This is a genomic window from Rubritalea spongiae, assembly GCF_042652385.1.
GTDB lineage: Bacteria > Verrucomicrobiota > Verrucomicrobiia > Verrucomicrobiales > Akkermansiaceae > Rubritalea > Rubritalea spongiae.
In genome coordinates this window covers 1,882,007-1,898,819 of the sequence record NZ_JBHSJM010000001.1, presented here as the reverse complement: position 1 = coordinate 1,898,819, position 16,813 = coordinate 1,882,007, and the positions used below count along the sequence as shown (strand labels likewise).

The following is a 16,813-nucleotide window of genomic DNA, read 5'->3' as shown; positions in this document are numbered from 1 at the left end:
TAGAAAAATGTCTGTACTTAATTTAATACAAGAAGGAGTGCTTCAACAGCTTGAGGAGATTCTGGCTCTACGTGCGACGCGCGAGGAAAAGGAAGATGGTTCTTATGTGACGAAGGGAGATCTGATGGTTCAGGATATTGTGATGCAGAAGATTGCAGGGCATTATCCTGATGCGATCGTGATCTCTGAGGAGTTAAAGAATGTGGAAGTAGACATCAGTTCGAGTGATGTGTTTGTGGTGGATCCTATTGATGGGACTGAGAATTTTACTAGTGGTTTGGCTGAATGGGGAGTCTCGGTCAGTCATTACCAGAATGGCAAGCATTTCGAGTCGATGGTCTTCTGCCCTGAGATGCAGCAATGTGTGCAGACTGGAGATGTGTTTGAGCGTCACGAGTCTCGGATTTGCGGTTTATCCTCGTCATTGACGATTGAGGAAATCATTCAGGCGACCCGTGGTTTTGAGTACCGTATTTTAGGATGCTGCGTGTACAATATGATGAATGTGCTTAAGGGCTCGTTTTGTACCTTTGAAAACCCCAAGGGAGCTAATTCTTGGGATATATTAGCAGGATTAAACTTAGCATTAGAACATGGCTTAAATGTCATCGTAAACGACAAACAATACCATGGAGAATATCTCCCCCACACTACAAAATATCGTTTCAAAGTATCAGGGTAAACCGATCTTTGTGATTGGCAAAGGGCCAAGCCTGGATGCCATAGACACTTCTGCATTGCCAGAAGGGTTGATTATTAACCTCAATGATTCTGAGCGTATTGTTCCAGGTGACGTGGCTATTTTTAGTGCCAACTGGGTGCGTCATAGCTTGCAGGAACACGGCTTTCGCAGTGGCTATTATTTAGCTGGAAAGCCTCTGCCTGAAGAGGTGTCTCATGAGGTGCTAGCGCCAACTCCGATAGAGCTCGATCACGAGGACATGAATGTTCTTCGTCTAGAGAAGGAGGAGTTCTTTGATGAGTCCTTCGTGTTGTTAAATGCGATTAAGTTAGCATTGCTAGCGCAGAAAGATGCTGCAGAGCCTCTCGATGTGTATTTTCTAGGCTTTGATTTCTCTACGCAAGCAGCGTCTCAGACGACGAAGGCTGGCACAGACTGGTCAGGAACGAATGCGAATGAGCGCGCAGCGATCATCGCTGCACAGGAGCACGAGTTTAAGCAGTTTGTTCACTATTTTGAAAAAGCAGATCGTCTGCGTCTACATCATGTGGGAGAAGCTTCTTATAGTGAGTTTACTCCAGTAGCGTTTAATCGGACGATTTGTGGAGTTGGAGCACCTTTAGCGAGTGGGCCGATCGACTTGAAAGATCCCGATCGAGTATTGGTTGTCGCAGAGTTCACGAATAATCACTTAGGTGATCCAGAGCGCTTGGTGGAAATGATCGAACGCGCAAAGGAGGCGGGTGCTGATTTGATCAAAGTACAGAAGCGCGATGTTGACAGCTTCTACACTGAAGAGCAGCTTAATAGTTATTACTACTCCCCCTTTGGGAAAACACTAGGTGATTACCGCCGTGGGGTGGAGCTTAACGATGAAATGCTAGAGTTGCTCGATGCTACCTGTAAGAAGCATGACATCGAGTGGTTTTGCTCGATCTTGGATTATCCATCCTATGAGGCATTGAAGCGTTTTAACCCACGCCTGATTAAGATTCCTTCTACTATTTCTAATCACCGCGACTACCAAAAGGCGCTTTCTGAAGACTACACAGGGGCAGTAGTGGTTTCTACAGGGTATACTGAGCAAGAGTATGTCGACCACGTGATGGATACCTATAAACACAATGAAGCGGTGTATTTGCTGCATTGTATTTCCGCGTATCCAACTCCGCGCGAGGCATGTAACATTGCGGTTGTTGGGGAGTACAATGCGCTTGCTCGAGAGGATAAGCGCATCATTCCTGGTTATTCGAGTCACGACATCGGTTCTGTCGGCTGTATGTTGGCAGTGGCGAGCGGTGCGAAAATGTTAGAAAAGCACGTCAAACTAGGCGATGTCGACTGGGTGCATTTTGATAAGGTGGCCCTAGATCTACGCACGAACGAATTTGCCAAATTTATTCAGGATGTGCGCATCGCTGAAGAAATGGTGGGCTCTGGCGAGAAAAAAATCCTAGATTGTGAACATCATAAATACGCGGTGAAATCATAGTTATGAAGGATCAAAATTGTGTTGCTTTAATGATTGGGCGTGGTGGGAGTTCTCTAAAAAACAAGAATGTTCTCCCTGTTTTAGGAAAACCTTTACTCCATTATCCTGCAGTAGCTGCTCAGGGATCTAAGTATATAGGAAGGTGTTTTACGAGTAGTGATGATACGTTGATTCTAGAGACAGCTGAGCAAGATGGATTCAAGCCTATTATGCGGCCGGATGAGTTAGCTTCTGATACAGCTCAGAGTAGTGACGCGGTATTCCACGCACTCGATGTGATCGAGTCTGAGTCACCTGTGAAATATTTGGTGTTGCTGCATGCTAATGTGGGCACGATCACTAGTGCCATGATTGATGATTGTCTGTCCATTTTGATGGAGAATCCTGAATTATCGTCTGTGATTCCGGCGCATTATCACGACGAGTACCATCCGTACAGAGCGTCCTTTATTAATGGTGATGGGCTCTTAGATCCTGTCCTTCCTCCGGGAGGAAAGGTGTCTGCTAATCGCCAAGATTTGCCAAAGGCTGTGTTCTTTGATCATTCATTTTGGGCGATCAATTTGGATGTGGTCCGCTCAGAAGGTTTAGGTGATGGCCCTTGGCCATGTATGGGTAAAACCATTAGACCATACATCGGTGAGGGGTGCTTTGATGTTCACACATTGGAGGACATTGCGCGAACTGAGGAGTGGCTGAGAACTCACGCTGAATGATGTCAAAGAAGTTAGTCATAGCGATGGTGAAATACTCTGATTGGCTGGAGGCTTGGTCTCTACTGACTGAGGATAGCTATGATGAGATCATTTTTCATATTATTGAAGATCGCAGAAACAATCAGCAATCCGTTGAAAAGGTGGTAGATGAGCTGCCTGTGAAGAGGGATGTGACGATTGTTGCTCATGGCAGCAAGCAGGAATGGATGGATGCAGTTGGGCGATGCGCGCTCGAGCTGAAAATTGGGGATACGCTTGCAGCTCCCTTTATTCAGTACATGTATCCATGGAGGTTGCTCGGCGTAGGCCGTGGCAAGAAAGGGGTTTCGCTGGCTCATATTCCGCGGGCTGTGAAAGCAGGTGTGCGCACGGTGCATTTGAGTGAAGGTTTACCTGATTCATTTGGTCTGCTTGGATATGCATTGGGGTATAGGAGATTGAGTTGGAAATCCTTACCGGCAGTGTTGCTGACACCGCTGTATGCGCTTTTACACAAACCTGACGAGAATTATTATCCGCTGGCTGAGTATCTAGCTAATCCCTTTGTAAAACGTACGAGAAGTGTGACAAGACCAGTACTCGGTGTAGCTAAGAGAGAAGTATTAGATAGCTACGCTGGTACTGAGAAGAGGCCGCTTTTGATTGGAGGTTTTGGTTATTCTGCGGAAAAAATGGCAAAAGAGCTGGGGATATCGTCTTTCTGGGCCACTTCAAAAAATAGGGAAATCATCGTTGATGGGATTGCTCATGCTACTGACATTCAAATTTCTGCTGAAGATGTGTTACTATCGGGATGGGTATCTGAGGTGGTTTCTTATGAGAGCACAGTGGTTTGTTGGGCGCGTTGTTTAGAACCTGAGATTAAGGTGAGCTGTTATTCAGCACCAGCTCTTTCAAAGGTGTTTGGCCCTATTTACAGGATCTTGGCTGCTAGGACTTTAAGTAAGATTGGAGTCACTGTGCTGCCTGAGAATCAGGCGATGCAAGATAGATAGGCAGCATGAGCGTGAAGAAAAACATTGCGAAGAACGGAATAGCGACTGTGTTGCAGAAGCTAGTTCTCGCTGGTCAGCACTTATTTTTAGTGCCGTTTTTTCTGAGTGCCTGGGGGGCTGAGTATTATGGTGAATGGCTGACTCTGACAGCGATACCGGCAGCGATCGCACTGACGGACTTAGGGTTCGGCACAGCGTTTGGGAATGCTTTTGTGTTGAAGTATGCAGCAGGGGAGAAGCAGCAGGCTGCGGATCTGCTGAAAACGGCGGTGTGTCTCATTGCGCTCTGTTGTGTGGTCGTCTTGATGGGTACCAGTGCTGTGGTAGGAATCGTGCATGCTATAGGAGGGTTTGAAAAAATTGCATTGCCAGAGGATGTGGCGATTACAGCCCTGATGCTTTTGATTTTATCTCGGCTCTTGGGTTTCTTTTTGTCACTGGGTGAGGCTCAATTTCGGGCGATTCGTAAGGCACACCAATACATCAATTTCTTTACAGTGTTTAGTGTGATCCGCATAGTGGTAGGTTGTGTGGTTTTGTTATCAGGTGGTCGAGCTATCGAGTATGCGGTGGCAGATCTCGGCGTAAGTGTGGTGTTTTTAGTGACCGTCTGGGTAATCGGACAGCGGACAGTGGTAGATCTGGGCCGCGGCAAGCTGATTAAGCAATGGTCGGTGATTCGTCCATTGGCGACGAAAGGCTTTGCCTATATGCTGACACCGCTGCAACAAGGTATTTCTTTGCAAGGCGCATCGTTGGTGGTGCGGGTGGTGTTAGGCGCGGAAGCTGTGGCTCTGTTTAACAGTATGCGGACTCTCGTGAATGCCGCGCACCAAGTACTGAGCACGATCAATGCGAGCTTGTTTCCTGAGTTACAGATTGCAATTGCGGAGAAGAGGCAAGAGCGTGTCTCCATGCTCTATGGCGTGGGGATGCTGAGTGCTGGACTGCTGGGTTCTATAGCTGCGGGTGGCTTTGTATTGCTTGGTCCTTTCGTGTTTGCCTTGTGGACAGGTGGAGTGTTTCAGCCGAGCTTTTCGCTGTGGTTGCTCTTTGGGGTGGTGCTTTTGGTGCGCAGTTTGTGGTGGACTGCTGGGATGTCATTTCGCGCAGCGAACTGTCCCGGATGGTTTAATATCCTTTCCTTAGTCTTTACCTGTATAGGAGTGGCGGTAGCCTATGCCTTATCCATGCAGTTCGGTTTGAACGGGGTGTTGTGTGGACTAGTGCTGATGGAATGCTTGATCGCTGTGTATACGATTCCCAGCTCGATGAAATTGCTTGATCTATCAGCAAAAGACCTAAGCGAATGTCGTGATGTCATATCATTTGTGCTTAAAAAATTGAAAAGAAGTTAATGAGCGCTGAAGAATAAATCAGAAAAAAGAGTGATATGGAGTATATAAGTTTAGGAATTTTTGTAATCGTAGCTTTAAGGGGGGTGTTATGGGGTATGGAACAAAGAGCTCGATTGTTTCAGTTACCGTTCTTGTTTGGCCTAGGGTCATTGGCTTTTGTTGTGCCCCAATTGATTATTTATTTAGTTAGTAAACAACATCACACGACTTTAGATGTAAGTGGTTATTTATTATGGTCTTCTGCCTGCGTGCTTTGTGCGTATTGGGGGTATGCCAAAAAGGTGGAGTTGAAAAAAGTGCGCTATTTAATACGACTAGGGGGAGCTAACATGGTCTTAAGTGGGCTTGCTTGTTTAGTTGTAGCTTGTTTTTCTGTAGTCTTGAGCCATCACCTTACTTATGGACCAGGGGGAGCTGGTAGAATTACTGGTGGCTTTATGGCACTGATATACATGTTGGTGAAATTAGCTATGCCATTATTCATTTTGTCACTGTGTTTGGTGAATTTGAGAGTAAAAAATGCGTGGTTTAAGTTTTTTGCTATTCTTAGCGGAGTTATCATTGCGTACTTCATCATAGTTTTAGGGCGACGGCAGTGGCTTTTTGTAGCAATGTATGCTGCGGTGTTTCCATTGCTATTAACAGGGCGTTTGAGAGTTAATAAGATATCTAGGTGGCTGCTCACTATATTAGTGGTGTTGATCATTCCTGTAGTTATTATTCTACTACCTGCTTATAGGGATCAATTTATGGATCCCAACTTAAGTGTGTCTGATGTTATTGAACGTGAGCCCCCTGCTAAGGTGATTGGTGAATATCTATCGGGTGAACAAAACTTGGAAATTGAGCAATCAGTACTAGAATTCAAGCTAGCGGTGCAACACGGATCTATTCGCTGGGGAGCTGGGATTTGGAATGGGTGTGTATGGCATTATGTGCCCGCATTTTTGGTGGGAAGCCAAATGAAGCAAAGTCTACTTTTGAACGATGGACGTGCAGCTCTTTATAGTAGCCCTCTTCAGCACGACGTGGAATACCTGAGTTATATCTCTAAGAGTGGCTTTGCTGATTCTTTTTCTGAGTTTGGTCCGTTTGGGTTGTTGTTGTATTACTTTATGGGGCGTTTGTATCGCAAGGAGACGGATTCGTGGTTGTTGGCGAAGAACATTAAATCTTACGTGTTTATCGTGATGTTTGGCTTTTATCCACTGCTCTTTATTTATGGATCATGGAGTACTTTCCTGACATTGGCTCTGTTACCTTATTTGGTGTATTTATTTTTCTGTAAAATGGTTCTCAAAGCAAAATCATTTAAACCATCTCGATAAATTATGGCTGTAGAAAATTACAAGGATAATGCCTTATCGGTACTGAAGCGTCAGAAGTTGGGTTTCAGGGCGTTTTGGTTGTTGGTGTATTATGGGTTGGCGACGTGGTTGCCCTCGAGCCCTTTGCCAGGATCTAAATTGGCAGGGGCGCTGCGGAAGTTTTGTTGCCGGCGGATGTTTCGTTCTATGGGGAAGGATGTGAAGATTGGGCGAGGGTCTTACTTTGGCAGTGGAGTGGATATTGAAATAGGAGACTATTCTTCATTTAGTATTGATAGCTGGATCAGTAACGACACGGTGATTGGTAAGGACGTGATGATGGGACCGGCGGTGATGATGCTTTCTGGTAGTCATCATTTTGAGAGATTAGATATACCGATGCGTGAGCAGGGGGCGCCTGAGAGGCGGCCTATTGTGGTGGGCGATGATGTGTGGATAGGAGCACGTTGTATTATTTTGCCGGGAGTTAAGATCGGGAGTCACGCGATTGTGGGAGCGGGATCGATCGTAACGAAGGATGTGCCAGAGTACGCCATAGTGGGTGGAAATCCGGCTAAAGTGATTAAAATGAGAAACGAAGGGGAAGTAGTATGAGTCAATCGAGAGGGGGAGTACAGGTTTTGCAAGTGGGAGCGAGGCATCATTTCGCGATACCGCGGATGCTTCAGGAGGAAAAGAGCTTACACTCTGTGGTGACAGATACTTGTCCAGGGGCGGGAGCTATAGGACGGGTTTTAAAGGCATTGCCTCAGCCGCTGTTACCGAGTGTGCTGAAGAAGTGGTCGACACGTTCTCCAAGGGGGGTGGCTTTGGAGAAAATTCACACTTCGGAATTATCTGGGGTTTATCAACTTTTAGCGTCGAGAGGTGTGTTGCGTGACCATTGGGATTTTGATGGGCCTATTTTCAAGCAGTACGAGAAGTCGTGCATGAGTTTAGATTTGAGTGGTGTGAAAGTGATCTACGCGATGCTGTTTGAGGCGAGTCCTCGCTTTATCCGCAAAGCGAAGGCGCAGGGGGTGAAGGTGATCTATGATGTGTACATTACTCCGACGTGGCATCACACGGTGAATGCGGAGCGGGAGAAGTGGCCAGAGTGGGAGGGGAGAGAGCGGGTGGAGCGCGAGGATTTCGAGCGCAGAGTGACTGAAATGATAGAGCTGGCAGACATTTTACTTTGTCCCGGTGAAAATGTGGTGGATGGCTTGCGGGAGTTTGAGGGATTTGATGCCTCGAAGGTACGGGTTTTACCGTATGGGTGTGGTATTGATTTTGAGGGGCGAGTGAATGAGGCAAAGCCGGGGAGGGTGCTGTTTGCTGGTTCGGCGAATTTGCGCAAGGGTTTACCTTATTTGGCTGAAGCGGCTAAGATTTTACGGGAGCGTGGGCGCGAGTATGATTTTCGCGTGGCAGGCGGAGTGGATGAGTCTATCCGTAGTTTGCCTGAGTGTGAGTATCTTCATTTCTTAGGTCGAGTGGCGCGGCCGGATATGAAGGAAGAGTTCTTATCTGCAGATGTAATGGCTTTTCCTAGTTTGGCAGAAGGCTGCGCTGGAGTTGTGCACGAGTCATTATTTGCTGGCTTACCGGTGATTACGACTAAGAGTGCTGGATCTGTGATAAAGAATGAGCAGGGAGGTTTGATTATAGCGGAAGCAGATGCTCTGGCTTTGGCCGACGCGATCCAGGCTGTGGTAGAGAATAGAGAACTTAGAGATAGGTTGGCGCAGGGAGCTTTAGATTACCGTGAGCGTCTCAGTGAGCAGACATGGAAAGATGGTATTATGGAGTTAGTAAATGAATTACAAGAAGGGGGGGCGGCGTGAAGGTAGGCTACGTATCAGGTTCGATATCTAGGAATGCTGGAGGGCTCTTTTTTAGTGTTCGCAGTTTGTCGCAGACGGTGAACGCACTTGCTGGGTTTGAGAGTCGTGTTTTCAGTCTAGAGGATGCACACAGTGCTGAGGATGTGGTGAAGTGGCAGCCTCTTAGGCCTAATGTGCACAAGGTGGTAGGGCCTGGGGCGCTAGGGTATTCCCCTAGCTTGCAGAGTGATTTGGTTGCTAGTGAGTGTGATGTGTTACACACGCAAGGGATTTGGCAGGGTTGTTCACATGCGGTGAATCACTGGCATGATAAAATGAATAAACCTTATTTAGTGGCGCCGAGGGGAATGTTAGATCCTTGGGCCTTGGCGAACGCGCGATGGAAGAAGAAGGTGGCAGGGTTGTTGTATGAAAATAAGCATTTGCAGAATGCAGCGTGTTTGCATGCGCTGTGTCGTTCAGAGGCGGAGTCGATGCGTGCTTATGGCTTAAAGAATCCTATATGTGTGATACCGAATGGGATTCATTTACCTGAGATTGGGGCTGGAGCGGAAAAGGAGCAGAGTGGTTTAAAGACCTTAGTATTTATTGGTAGAATCCATCCAAAGAAGGGCTTGGTGCATGCATTAGAAGCATGGTCACAGCTTGCGCGAGATGGGTGGAAATTTGTGATTGCGGGCTGGGATCAGGGTGGGCATGAGCAGGAGCTCAAAGATTTATTGACGAAAGCAGGCGTGCCATGGGTTGACCGTCGGGATGACTCGACGCGTACGGCGAGTGAGGGTGGAGTAGAATTCTATGGTTCTACTTATGGAGATGAGAAAAAGGCATTACTCCGAGTGGCAGATGCATTTATTTTGCCGAGCTATAGTGAGGGCTTACCGATGGCTGTGTTAGAGGCTTGGTCATATGGATTACCTGTGGTGATGACTGAATTTTGTAATATACCAGAAGGTTTTGAGGCTGAAGCGGCGATTGAGATAGGGACTGATAAGGAATCGATATTAGCAGGTTTAGAGCAGTTGGTTTCACTGCCAGAGGCGGCAGTTCAGGAGATCGGTGAGCGCGGCCTGCAGTTGGTGAAAGACAAGTTTACATGGGAGCAGATTTCTAAGCAAATGGCGGAAGTGTATCAATGGGTGGCAGGAGAGACTGCGCAACCTGAAATCATAGAACTTTAAAGGATGAGCGAGCAGGCGATTTACGTAGACAATTTGAGCAAGTGGAACAGGCTGGCTCGGTGTCTCTGGATGCTGACGTATGTGGTGCTCTTCCGTTATAGTCCGCGGGTGGGATTTCAATGGTGGCGGCGCTGGCTGCTACAGCGGTTTGGCGCCAAATTAGCCAAGGGTGCGAATGTGTATCCCTCAGTGAAGGTGTGGGCCCCATGGAATCTGGAGATGGGTGCATTTGCGTGTCTGGCTGAGGGTGTGGATTGCTACAACGTGGCGCCGATTTATTTGGGAAAGTATGCGACGGTGAGTCAGCGCAGCTTTTTGTGCTCGGCCTCGCATGAGGTAAGTTTGCTGGAGAAGCCGCTTATCCATGCTCCGATTCGCATAGAGGAGCATGCGTGGGTGTGTGCTGAGGCCTTTGTGGGGCCGGGAGTGACTATGGGTGAGGGGGCTGTGTTAGCGGCTCGCGGAGTAGCTGTGAGAGATTTAGAAGCGTGGGGGATCTATGGCGGTAACCCAGCTAAGTATTTAAAACAACGTGTGATTAAGGAACAAAACTGATGGATGAAAAATTAGCAGTCACGGTCTGTGTACCCGTGAAGAATGAGGAGAAGAATTTAGCGCGTTGTTTGGAGGCGATAGGTTCTGCTTTCATGCAGGTCGTGGTGATCGATTCTGGCAGTGAGGATGCTACTTGTTCTATTGCGCGAGAGCATGGAGCTGAGGTGGTTCATTTTGAGTGGGATGGGAAGTTTCCTAAGAAGCGGAATTGGTGTTTGAGAAATTATGTTTTTCAGACTGATTGGGTGCTCTTTTTAGATGCGGATGAAATCATCTCCCCGGCCTTCATTGCTGAAATAACAAGTGTGGTGAAGCAGGATAGGGTAGTAGGTTGTTGGTTAAACTACTCTAACTGGTTCATGGGCTGTGAGCTGAAGCATGGTGATAAATTTAGGAAATTAGCATTCTTCAAGCGCAGTGCAGGTGAATATGAACGTTTTCCTGAGGATGCGTGGACTCACTTGGATATGGAGGTGCATGAGCATCCTGTGTTAGAAGGTCCACTTGGTGAGGTTCAAAGTCTGATTGAGCATAAGGATTACCGGGGATTAAAGCATTATATTGGTAAGCATAATGAGTATTCCGATTGGGAAATGCGCCGCTACCTCTGGTTAGAGGAGGCAGATCTGAGTGAGTGGGAGGGACTTAATAGTCGCCAACAGTTTAAATATAAGCATTTAAAAGAGTGGTGGTTCGCACCTTTCTACTTTTTTGTCACCTATGTCGCCAAATTTGGTTTTTTAGATGGGGTGATAGGTTGGAGGTTTGCCTCAATGAAGTACAGATACTTCAGCGATATTCGCTTTAAAATTTTAGAAGCAAAGTCATGAAACTTAGCATAATCACGGCGGTGTATAATCGCGAGGACACGATGGCAGAGGCCTGTAAGCGGATGGCGCAGCAGGACTACGCGGATATTGAGTGGGTAGTGATCGATGGAGGTTCGACGGATGGGACGTTGGACGTGTTGAAATCGTCGGCTCGTCAGCCAGACATTCTGATTTCTGAGTCAGATAAGGGGATCTATGATGCACTCAACAAGGGGCTTAAGAATGCGACGGGAGAGGTGATTGGCTTATTGCATTCGGATGATTTTTATCCGGATAGCTCGGTGTTGAGTGAGGTGGCCGAGGTTTTTAAGGATTCTGCAGTGGATGCGGTGTATGGGGATTTGGAGTATGTCGCGGAGCGACAGGAAAAAGGAGAAAGGAGAAAGGAGAAAGTTGAGGGTGCTGCGACGGAGTCGCAGGAAGTTGAGTCGGAAAACGGAACACTGAAGACGGAAAACTCGAACGAAAGCTTTCGCGTTGTTCGCCATTGGAGCAGTGGTGAGTACGATCGGGAGAATTTTAAGAAGGGTTGGATGCCACCGCATCCCTCGTTTTACATGCGCCGAAAATATTATGAAGAGCTGGGTGGATTTGATCTGCAGTATAAGATAGCGGCAGACTACGACAGTATGGTGCGTTATTTATGGAAGCATAAGTTGCATGCGAAGTATCTGCCGAAGGTGTTGATGATGATGCGGACTGGTGGGGTGAGTAATCGGAATCTGAAAAATATCATTCAGAAGTCGAAGGAAGATTATTCAGTGATGCTGAAGAATGGCTTAGGAGTGAGCACACTCCTTTGGAAAAACTTTTCCAAGATTCCGCAGTTTTTGGGAAGTAAGTAATCTGCTGGAATCTGGACTCTTTATTTTTTGAATATAGAGGAAGGATGAGAAAAGAGATTATTTAATTTTGCACTATGACGGTCATTTGTTGTTTTGAATAATCTGTGTGATTATTTGGAGTTAATGATGAATCGGAGCGGGATAAATATAGATTGCTTAGAAGAAACAATGCCTTTCTGCCGATATTACATTTTTGTGATTCTTGTTTACTTGTCATCTCACGTGTTTAGCGCAGCCAAAGAGAGCTTGACGGTTACATCAGTAGATATGGAGAAGGGAGAGTTAGAGCTCTGCTTAGAGGTAGAGGGAGACGCAATGTATATTTTGCAGAAATCGGACAATCTGAGTGCTTTTTTGGATGTGGGAATTCCTTTCAGTGCTCAATCTACAAATCTTTACGATATAGATGTCGATTCGAATCAGAGCTTTTATAGGCTACGGCCATATATTAATGAAGCAGCTGTAAATTTGGAGCAGGTTGAAGAGCTTGCAATAACGATGAATGCTCCCCGTATTGATCATTTCAGCGAATATATAGATAGTATCCCGCAAAAAGAAGCAGGCACGCTTTATTATCACAATCGATCAGGTGATTCGAAGTGGAGGGGGAGGCCCTTTTACCCAGAGATTGTTCTGCAGTGGGATGGCGAACAAGTGGTGACTTATTCTTATCTACAGGCAAGTTCGGTTTATGTAGACCCAGAAGGTGATGATACTAATCATGGATTAGATACATCGAACCCAGTTCAAACATTGGGTAAAGCTTGTGAGATTGCCCAGTCTTTGACTCTTAATCAGTCGTATTTACCTGATGGAGAAGAAGCAGAAAGGTTGACTATTTTTCTAAAACGAGGAGGGCGTTGGAAAGAATCGATCAATTTAGATTACTGGTTTAATCAAAACCCTCCAAGAATAGCTGCATGGGAAGGAGATGAATTTTGTGCTGAATTACCAGTGATCGATGGTGCAGATTATCTCAACGGTGATTTTATGCAGGTGGATGGATATCAAAATGTGTATAAAATTTCTAATCCTAATTATACAGGCGCGGCTAGGTCTGGGCGCGTCGCATTATGGGAAGAAGGGAAGACGATGGTGCAAATTGATGGAGACAATTCTGTTCAGTTGTCAGCACGACTCCAGATGTTAGAGCAAATAGAAGGGTCTTATACGGCGGATGACCCAAGTTTACTGAATGAGAGCTCACCTTGGATATACGTTAATCCTAACGGCAGTGACTTTGAAGATTTAATTGAAATATCACGCCGCGATGCGATCCAGACTTCTTATGGGGTAGCATCATTTGTGGAGATAGATGGGGTTCATACTCGGTGTAATTTAGGGAATAATGGCTCACTGGATCTGAGTGGGTCTGAAGCGAAAGTGTCCAATTGTATTATGAGTAATGGTCACAAGCATAACGGATTGTTTGCTTATGGTGAAATTGATAACGTAGTTGCTTATGGTAAGGCAGCTCCAACGCCGTTTGAGGCATTTGATTCGAGTTATGTATTTTATTACCCAGACGGCACGGATAAAGAGCTATCAGCGACTAACATCGTGCATATTAAACATAATGAATTAGAGTCAGTTGGTTCGCAAATATTTAACCATGATTCTAGAGGCAATCTTTATAAGAAAGTTTTTGTAGGGCGGTCGATAACGATGGGGAATATCAAGCTAGAAGCGGAGCAAGCTCAGATCACTGAAACATATTTTGAATCAATTGAGCCTAACGCCGCCCGTCCTCTGTTTACACACGGAGGGGATGGTAGTTGGCTGATATGTAAAAATGGAGGCCATGGAGGTAGCGGTACTTGGTCTAACAGTGTGTTTACATTGTTGGTAGATTTCTATAATGACGAATTGTGCAGAGTTTCAGGAGACTTAGTGCTGCTCAATAATATTTATTATTCTAAAAATGCATTGAGGGGTCACTTGATACGGAGTTTTACTGGTAGTCCCTCTGTGAGGATGCAAAATTGTGTGTTATTTGGGCAAAAACATCTACGTTTTATAGAATCTGCAGAGAATTATTCAGGAGATCATAATATTTATTATGTTCCAGGAGGTAAAGAAGTGGAGTGTCGAATTGGGGCAACTGAGTATTCCACTCTGGCAAGTTGGCAGTCTGCAGTGAACGCAGATGCCAACAGTTTATGGCTTACGGAGGAACAGGCTGAGAATTTTTGGTTAGGTGGGATTGATGCGCCAGCTAATGGAGACTTCCGCATCAATCCAAATGCAGAGGCGACCGGAGCCGATGGAACAATTTATAAAGGAGAGTTTCCTGATGGGACGCCTTTTATAGAAAATGGGATATTTAATGTAGGAAGCCAAACGCCTATTAACGAGTGGCCTCTTAGACCCATGAATGAACAGGATGCCTTAGAATATATCAATGGGACTAAGCCCTTTTTTATGAAGGGGCAAAACCCTTGGGCTGAATAATGCGTAGAATTCGTAGAAGATTAGATTATTCAGAGAAGTGGCACTTGCGTTGTTTTGATCAGGTGTTTATAAGTTCGCCGTCTGCTGTTAGACTATAAAAACTAGAATAGAAAGATTCCCCCAAAATGAAAATTTGTTGTATAGGTGCGGGCTATGTTGGTGGACCAACGATGGCGATGATTGCAGAGAAGTGTCACGATATTGATGTGGCGGTAGTTGATTTAAACGAGCAACGCATTGCGGCTTGGAATTCTCCCAACCTTCCCATTTACGAGCCAGGTCTGCAGGAAATTGTAGAAGAGCGCCGCGACAAGAACTTGTTTTTTTCTACGGAGGTTAAAAAGTACATCAAGGATGCGGATGTGATTTTCATTTCGGTGGGTACACCGACGAAAAGCTACGGCATTGGTGCCGGGCAAGCTGCTGAGCTTGGCTATGTGGAAGGTTGTGCGCGAATGATTGCTGAAGTTTGCGAAGGTCCAAAGATCGTGATCGAGAAGTCGACTGTTCCAGTGCGCACTGCAGAAGTAATTCAAAATGTTTTTGATGGTTACGAGAAGGGTGATCTTTTCGAGATTCTTTCTAATCCGGAGTTCCTCGCTGAGGGCACTGCGATTTCAGACTTAGAAAATCCCGACCGAGTATTGATCGGTGGTGATTCCACAACGGAAGCGGGTAAAAAGGCGCTGGAGACAGTGGTGGGAATTTATAACAACTGGGTGCCGCGTGAGAATATTATCACGACGAATGTTTGGTCTTCTGAGCTTTCCAAGTTGGTGGCAAATGCGTTTCTGGCGCAGCGTGTTTCCTCGATCAATGCGATTTCCGCAGTGTGTGAGGCGTCTGGAGCGGATGTGGATGAAGTGGCGAATGCAATTGGTAAAGATAGCCGAATTGGTCCTAAGTTCCTCAAATCATCAGTTGGTTTTGGTGGTTCTTGCTTCCAGAAGGATATTCTCAATTTAGTGTACCTGTGTGAGCATTTTGGCTTGGCTGATGTTGCAGAGTACTGGCGGCAGGTGATTAAGATTAATGAATACCAGCGCAAGCGATTTACGCGTAAGGTGATCCACAGCTTATACAATACGCTGCAAGGCAAGCGCATTGCGGTGCTTGGGTTTGCTTTTAAGAAGGATACAGATGACACGCGTGAGTCTGCGGCGATTTACATCTGTCGTGACTTGGTCGAAGAGGGTGCAGACATTGTGGTGTACGATCCTCAGGTGGATGCTGAGGAGATCAAGGGATTGACTTCAGAGAAGGTGGAGGTGGCTAGTTCAGCTGCTGAGGCAGTGGCTGGCGCGCATGCTGTGCTAGTGCTGACAGAGTGGGATGAGTTCAAGGAGCTGGATTACGCGGCACTGTATGCGAGTATGGTGAAGCCGGCGCACATTTTCGATGGGCGCAATATCCTCGATCTCGCTGAGCTCGAGAAGATTGGTTTCAACGCATTTGGCATTGGCAAAGCGTAGGTTTATATTTTTACGATTATGAGAATTCTTATTACAGGTGGAGCGGGCTTTTTGGGGTCACATTTATGTGAACGCTTGCTGAACGAGGGACATGAGGTGTTGTGTCTGGATAATTTTTTTACGGGTTTTAAGCGTAATATTGCGCATTTGTTACCGAATCCGAATTTTGAGTTGATTCGCCACGATGTGATTGACCCGTTTAAGTTTGAAGTGGATCAGATTTATAACTTGGCATGCCCAGCATCTCCGCCGCATTATCAGCATAACCCAATCAAGACGACGAAGACATCGGTGATGGGGGCTATCAATTCCCTAGGGCTGGCGAAGCGGGTGAAAGCACGCGTGTTTCAGGCATCGACTTCTGAGGTGTATGGTGACCCACATGTGCATCCGCAACCAGAAGAATACTGGGGGAATGTGAATCCGATCGGGATACGTTCGTGTTATGACGAAGGGAAGCGCGTGGCGGAGACTTTATTCTTTGATTACCACCGGCAAAATGGGGTGGATATTCGGATTGTGCGTATTTTTAATACCTATGGACCGAGGATGAACCCAGATGATGGGCGGGTGGTGTCGAATTTCATTGTGCAAGCACTGCGCGGTGAAAATATCACGATTTATGGTGATGGCATGCAGACGCGTTCATTTTGTTATGTGGATGATTTAATCGAGGGTTTTGTGCGTTTGATGAATCAAGATGAGGTCACGGGGCCGATCAATATGGGGAATCCTGGCGAGTTTACGATGCTGGAGCTAGCTGAGAAAGTGATCGAGAAAGTTGGTGGAAAGTCAAAACTTACGTTTCATCCTTTGCCAGGAGACGATCCGAAACAACGCCAGCCAGATCTTACACTCGCGAAAAAGCATTTGGACTGGGAGCCAAAAGTTTCACTGGATGATGGTCTTGACAAGACGATTGCTTATTTTAGGGAGATGGTGTGAAACCGAAGGTGAATGTTGAAAAGTTGTGAAGAAAATTCATTTAAGGCTTCAACTTGTTTCTAACGGTCGCTTAGACTGTGCGGCAAAGTCACAGAGCTTTTACAGGCAATTGAGTTGTATCTAATAGGCATCGGCGA

15 protein-coding genes are annotated in these 16,813 nt (G+C 46.2%); all 15 read left to right on the top strand.

Translation table 11 applies throughout. The features are described 5' to 3' along the window. Nucleotides 1-7: 7 nt before the first annotated feature. Nucleotides 8-682, top strand: a complete 675-nt coding sequence (locus ACFPK9_RS08630) for an inositol monophosphatase family protein (protein WP_377094451.1) — start codon at nt 8-10, stop codon at nt 680-682. Then, on the top strand, nt 630-2,174 hold the full coding sequence (locus tag ACFPK9_RS08625; protein WP_377094450.1) for an N-acetylneuraminate synthase family protein: 1,545 nt from the start codon (nt 630-632) through the stop codon (nt 2,172-2,174). Before ACFPK9_RS08630 ends, ACFPK9_RS08625 begins: the two co-directional genes overlap by 53 nt. 2 nt (nt 2,175-2,176) lie before the next feature. Beyond that, complete coding sequence (locus tag ACFPK9_RS08620) at nt 2,177-2,890, top strand: acylneuraminate cytidylyltransferase family protein (protein WP_377094449.1); 714 nt, start codon at nt 2,177-2,179, stop codon at nt 2,888-2,890. Beyond that, nucleotides 2,887-3,885: a hypothetical protein gene (locus tag ACFPK9_RS08615; protein ID WP_377094448.1), complete on the top strand. Its 999-nt coding sequence runs from the start codon at nt 2,887-2,889 to the stop codon at nt 3,883-3,885. The genes ACFPK9_RS08620 and ACFPK9_RS08615 overlap by 4 nt, the downstream gene beginning before the upstream one ends. A 5-nt stretch (nt 3,886-3,890) precedes the next feature. Further along, the gene (locus tag ACFPK9_RS08610) at nt 3,891-5,243 is read left to right on the top strand and encodes a lipopolysaccharide biosynthesis protein (RefSeq protein ID WP_377094447.1); all 1,353 of its coding nucleotides are present in this window, start codon (nt 3,891-3,893) and stop codon (nt 5,241-5,243) included. Nucleotides 5,244-5,278: 35 nt separating this feature from the next. Next, nucleotides 5,279-6,571, top strand: a complete 1,293-nt coding sequence (locus tag ACFPK9_RS08605) for a hypothetical protein (protein ID WP_377094446.1) — start codon at nt 5,279-5,281, stop codon at nt 6,569-6,571. Nucleotides 6,572-6,574: 3 nt separating this feature from the next. Further along, entirely contained in the window at nt 6,575-7,165 is a 591-nt protein-coding gene (locus tag ACFPK9_RS08600; RefSeq protein ID WP_377094445.1) for an acyltransferase, read from the top strand. After that, on the top strand, nt 7,162-8,397 hold the full coding sequence (locus ACFPK9_RS08595) for a glycosyltransferase family 4 protein (RefSeq protein WP_377094444.1): 1,236 nt from the start codon (nt 7,162-7,164) through the stop codon (nt 8,395-8,397). The genes ACFPK9_RS08600 and ACFPK9_RS08595 overlap by 4 nt, the downstream gene beginning before the upstream one ends. Continuing rightward, a complete protein-coding gene (locus ACFPK9_RS08590) occupies nt 8,394-9,578 on the top strand; it encodes a glycosyltransferase (protein WP_377094443.1) in 1,185 nt (394 codons plus the stop codon). The genes ACFPK9_RS08595 and ACFPK9_RS08590 overlap by 4 nt, the downstream gene beginning before the upstream one ends. Before the next feature lie 3 nt (nt 9,579-9,581). Further along, nucleotides 9,582-10,133 (top strand): LbetaH domain-containing protein, encoded by a 552-nt coding sequence (locus ACFPK9_RS08585; protein WP_377094442.1) that lies wholly within the window; start codon nt 9,582-9,584, stop codon nt 10,131-10,133. Continuing rightward, entirely contained in the window at nt 10,133-10,963 is an 831-nt protein-coding gene (locus ACFPK9_RS08580) for a glycosyltransferase family 2 protein (protein ID WP_377094441.1), read from the top strand. Before ACFPK9_RS08585 ends, ACFPK9_RS08580 begins: the two co-directional genes overlap by 1 nt. Then, nucleotides 10,960-11,808, top strand: a complete 849-nt coding sequence (locus tag ACFPK9_RS08575) for a glycosyltransferase family 2 protein (RefSeq protein WP_377094440.1) — start codon at nt 10,960-10,962, stop codon at nt 11,806-11,808. Before ACFPK9_RS08580 ends, ACFPK9_RS08575 begins: the two co-directional genes overlap by 4 nt. Before the next feature lie 93 nt (nt 11,809-11,901). Then, nucleotides 11,902-14,259 (top strand): hypothetical protein, encoded by a 2,358-nt coding sequence (locus ACFPK9_RS08570; RefSeq protein ID WP_377094439.1) that lies wholly within the window; start codon nt 11,902-11,904, stop codon nt 14,257-14,259. A gap of 125 nt (nt 14,260-14,384) precedes the next feature. Beyond that, nucleotides 14,385-15,731 carry a nucleotide sugar dehydrogenase gene (locus tag ACFPK9_RS08565; protein WP_377094438.1) on the top strand — a complete coding sequence of 449 codons (1,347 nt, stop codon included), beginning with the start codon at nt 14,385-14,387 and terminating at the stop codon, nt 15,729-15,731. Nucleotides 15,732-15,749: 18 nt separating this feature from the next. Beyond that, a complete protein-coding gene (locus ACFPK9_RS08560; protein ID WP_377094437.1) occupies nt 15,750-16,676 on the top strand; it encodes a UDP-glucuronic acid decarboxylase family protein in 927 nt (308 codons plus the stop codon). Nucleotides 16,677-16,813: the final 137 nt, after the last annotated feature.

Coding starts and splice junctions, on each gene's coding strand:
- ACFPK9_RS08630 (WP_377094451.1), top strand. CDS start 8: ATGTCTGTACTTAATTTAATACAAGAAGGAGTGCTTCAACAGCTTGAG.
- ACFPK9_RS08625 (WP_377094450.1), top strand. CDS start 630: ATGGAGAATATCTCCCCCACACTACAAAATATCGTTTCAAAGTATCAG.
- ACFPK9_RS08620 (WP_377094449.1), top strand. CDS start 2,177: ATGAAGGATCAAAATTGTGTTGCTTTAATGATTGGGCGTGGTGGGAGT.
- ACFPK9_RS08615 (WP_377094448.1), top strand. CDS start 2,887: ATGATGTCAAAGAAGTTAGTCATAGCGATGGTGAAATACTCTGATTGG.
- ACFPK9_RS08610 (WP_377094447.1), top strand. CDS start 3,891: ATGAGCGTGAAGAAAAACATTGCGAAGAACGGAATAGCGACTGTGTTG.
- ACFPK9_RS08605 (WP_377094446.1), top strand. CDS start 5,279: ATGGAGTATATAAGTTTAGGAATTTTTGTAATCGTAGCTTTAAGGGGG.
- ACFPK9_RS08600 (WP_377094445.1), top strand. CDS start 6,575: ATGGCTGTAGAAAATTACAAGGATAATGCCTTATCGGTACTGAAGCGT.
- ACFPK9_RS08595 (WP_377094444.1), top strand. CDS start 7,162: ATGAGTCAATCGAGAGGGGGAGTACAGGTTTTGCAAGTGGGAGCGAGG.
- ACFPK9_RS08585 (WP_377094442.1), top strand. CDS start 9,582: ATGAGCGAGCAGGCGATTTACGTAGACAATTTGAGCAAGTGGAACAGG.
- ACFPK9_RS08580 (WP_377094441.1), top strand. CDS start 10,133: ATGGATGAAAAATTAGCAGTCACGGTCTGTGTACCCGTGAAGAATGAG.
- ACFPK9_RS08575 (WP_377094440.1), top strand. CDS start 10,960: ATGAAACTTAGCATAATCACGGCGGTGTATAATCGCGAGGACACGATG.
- ACFPK9_RS08565 (WP_377094438.1), top strand. CDS start 14,385: ATGAAAATTTGTTGTATAGGTGCGGGCTATGTTGGTGGACCAACGATG.
- ACFPK9_RS08560 (WP_377094437.1), top strand. CDS start 15,750: ATGAGAATTCTTATTACAGGTGGAGCGGGCTTTTTGGGGTCACATTTA.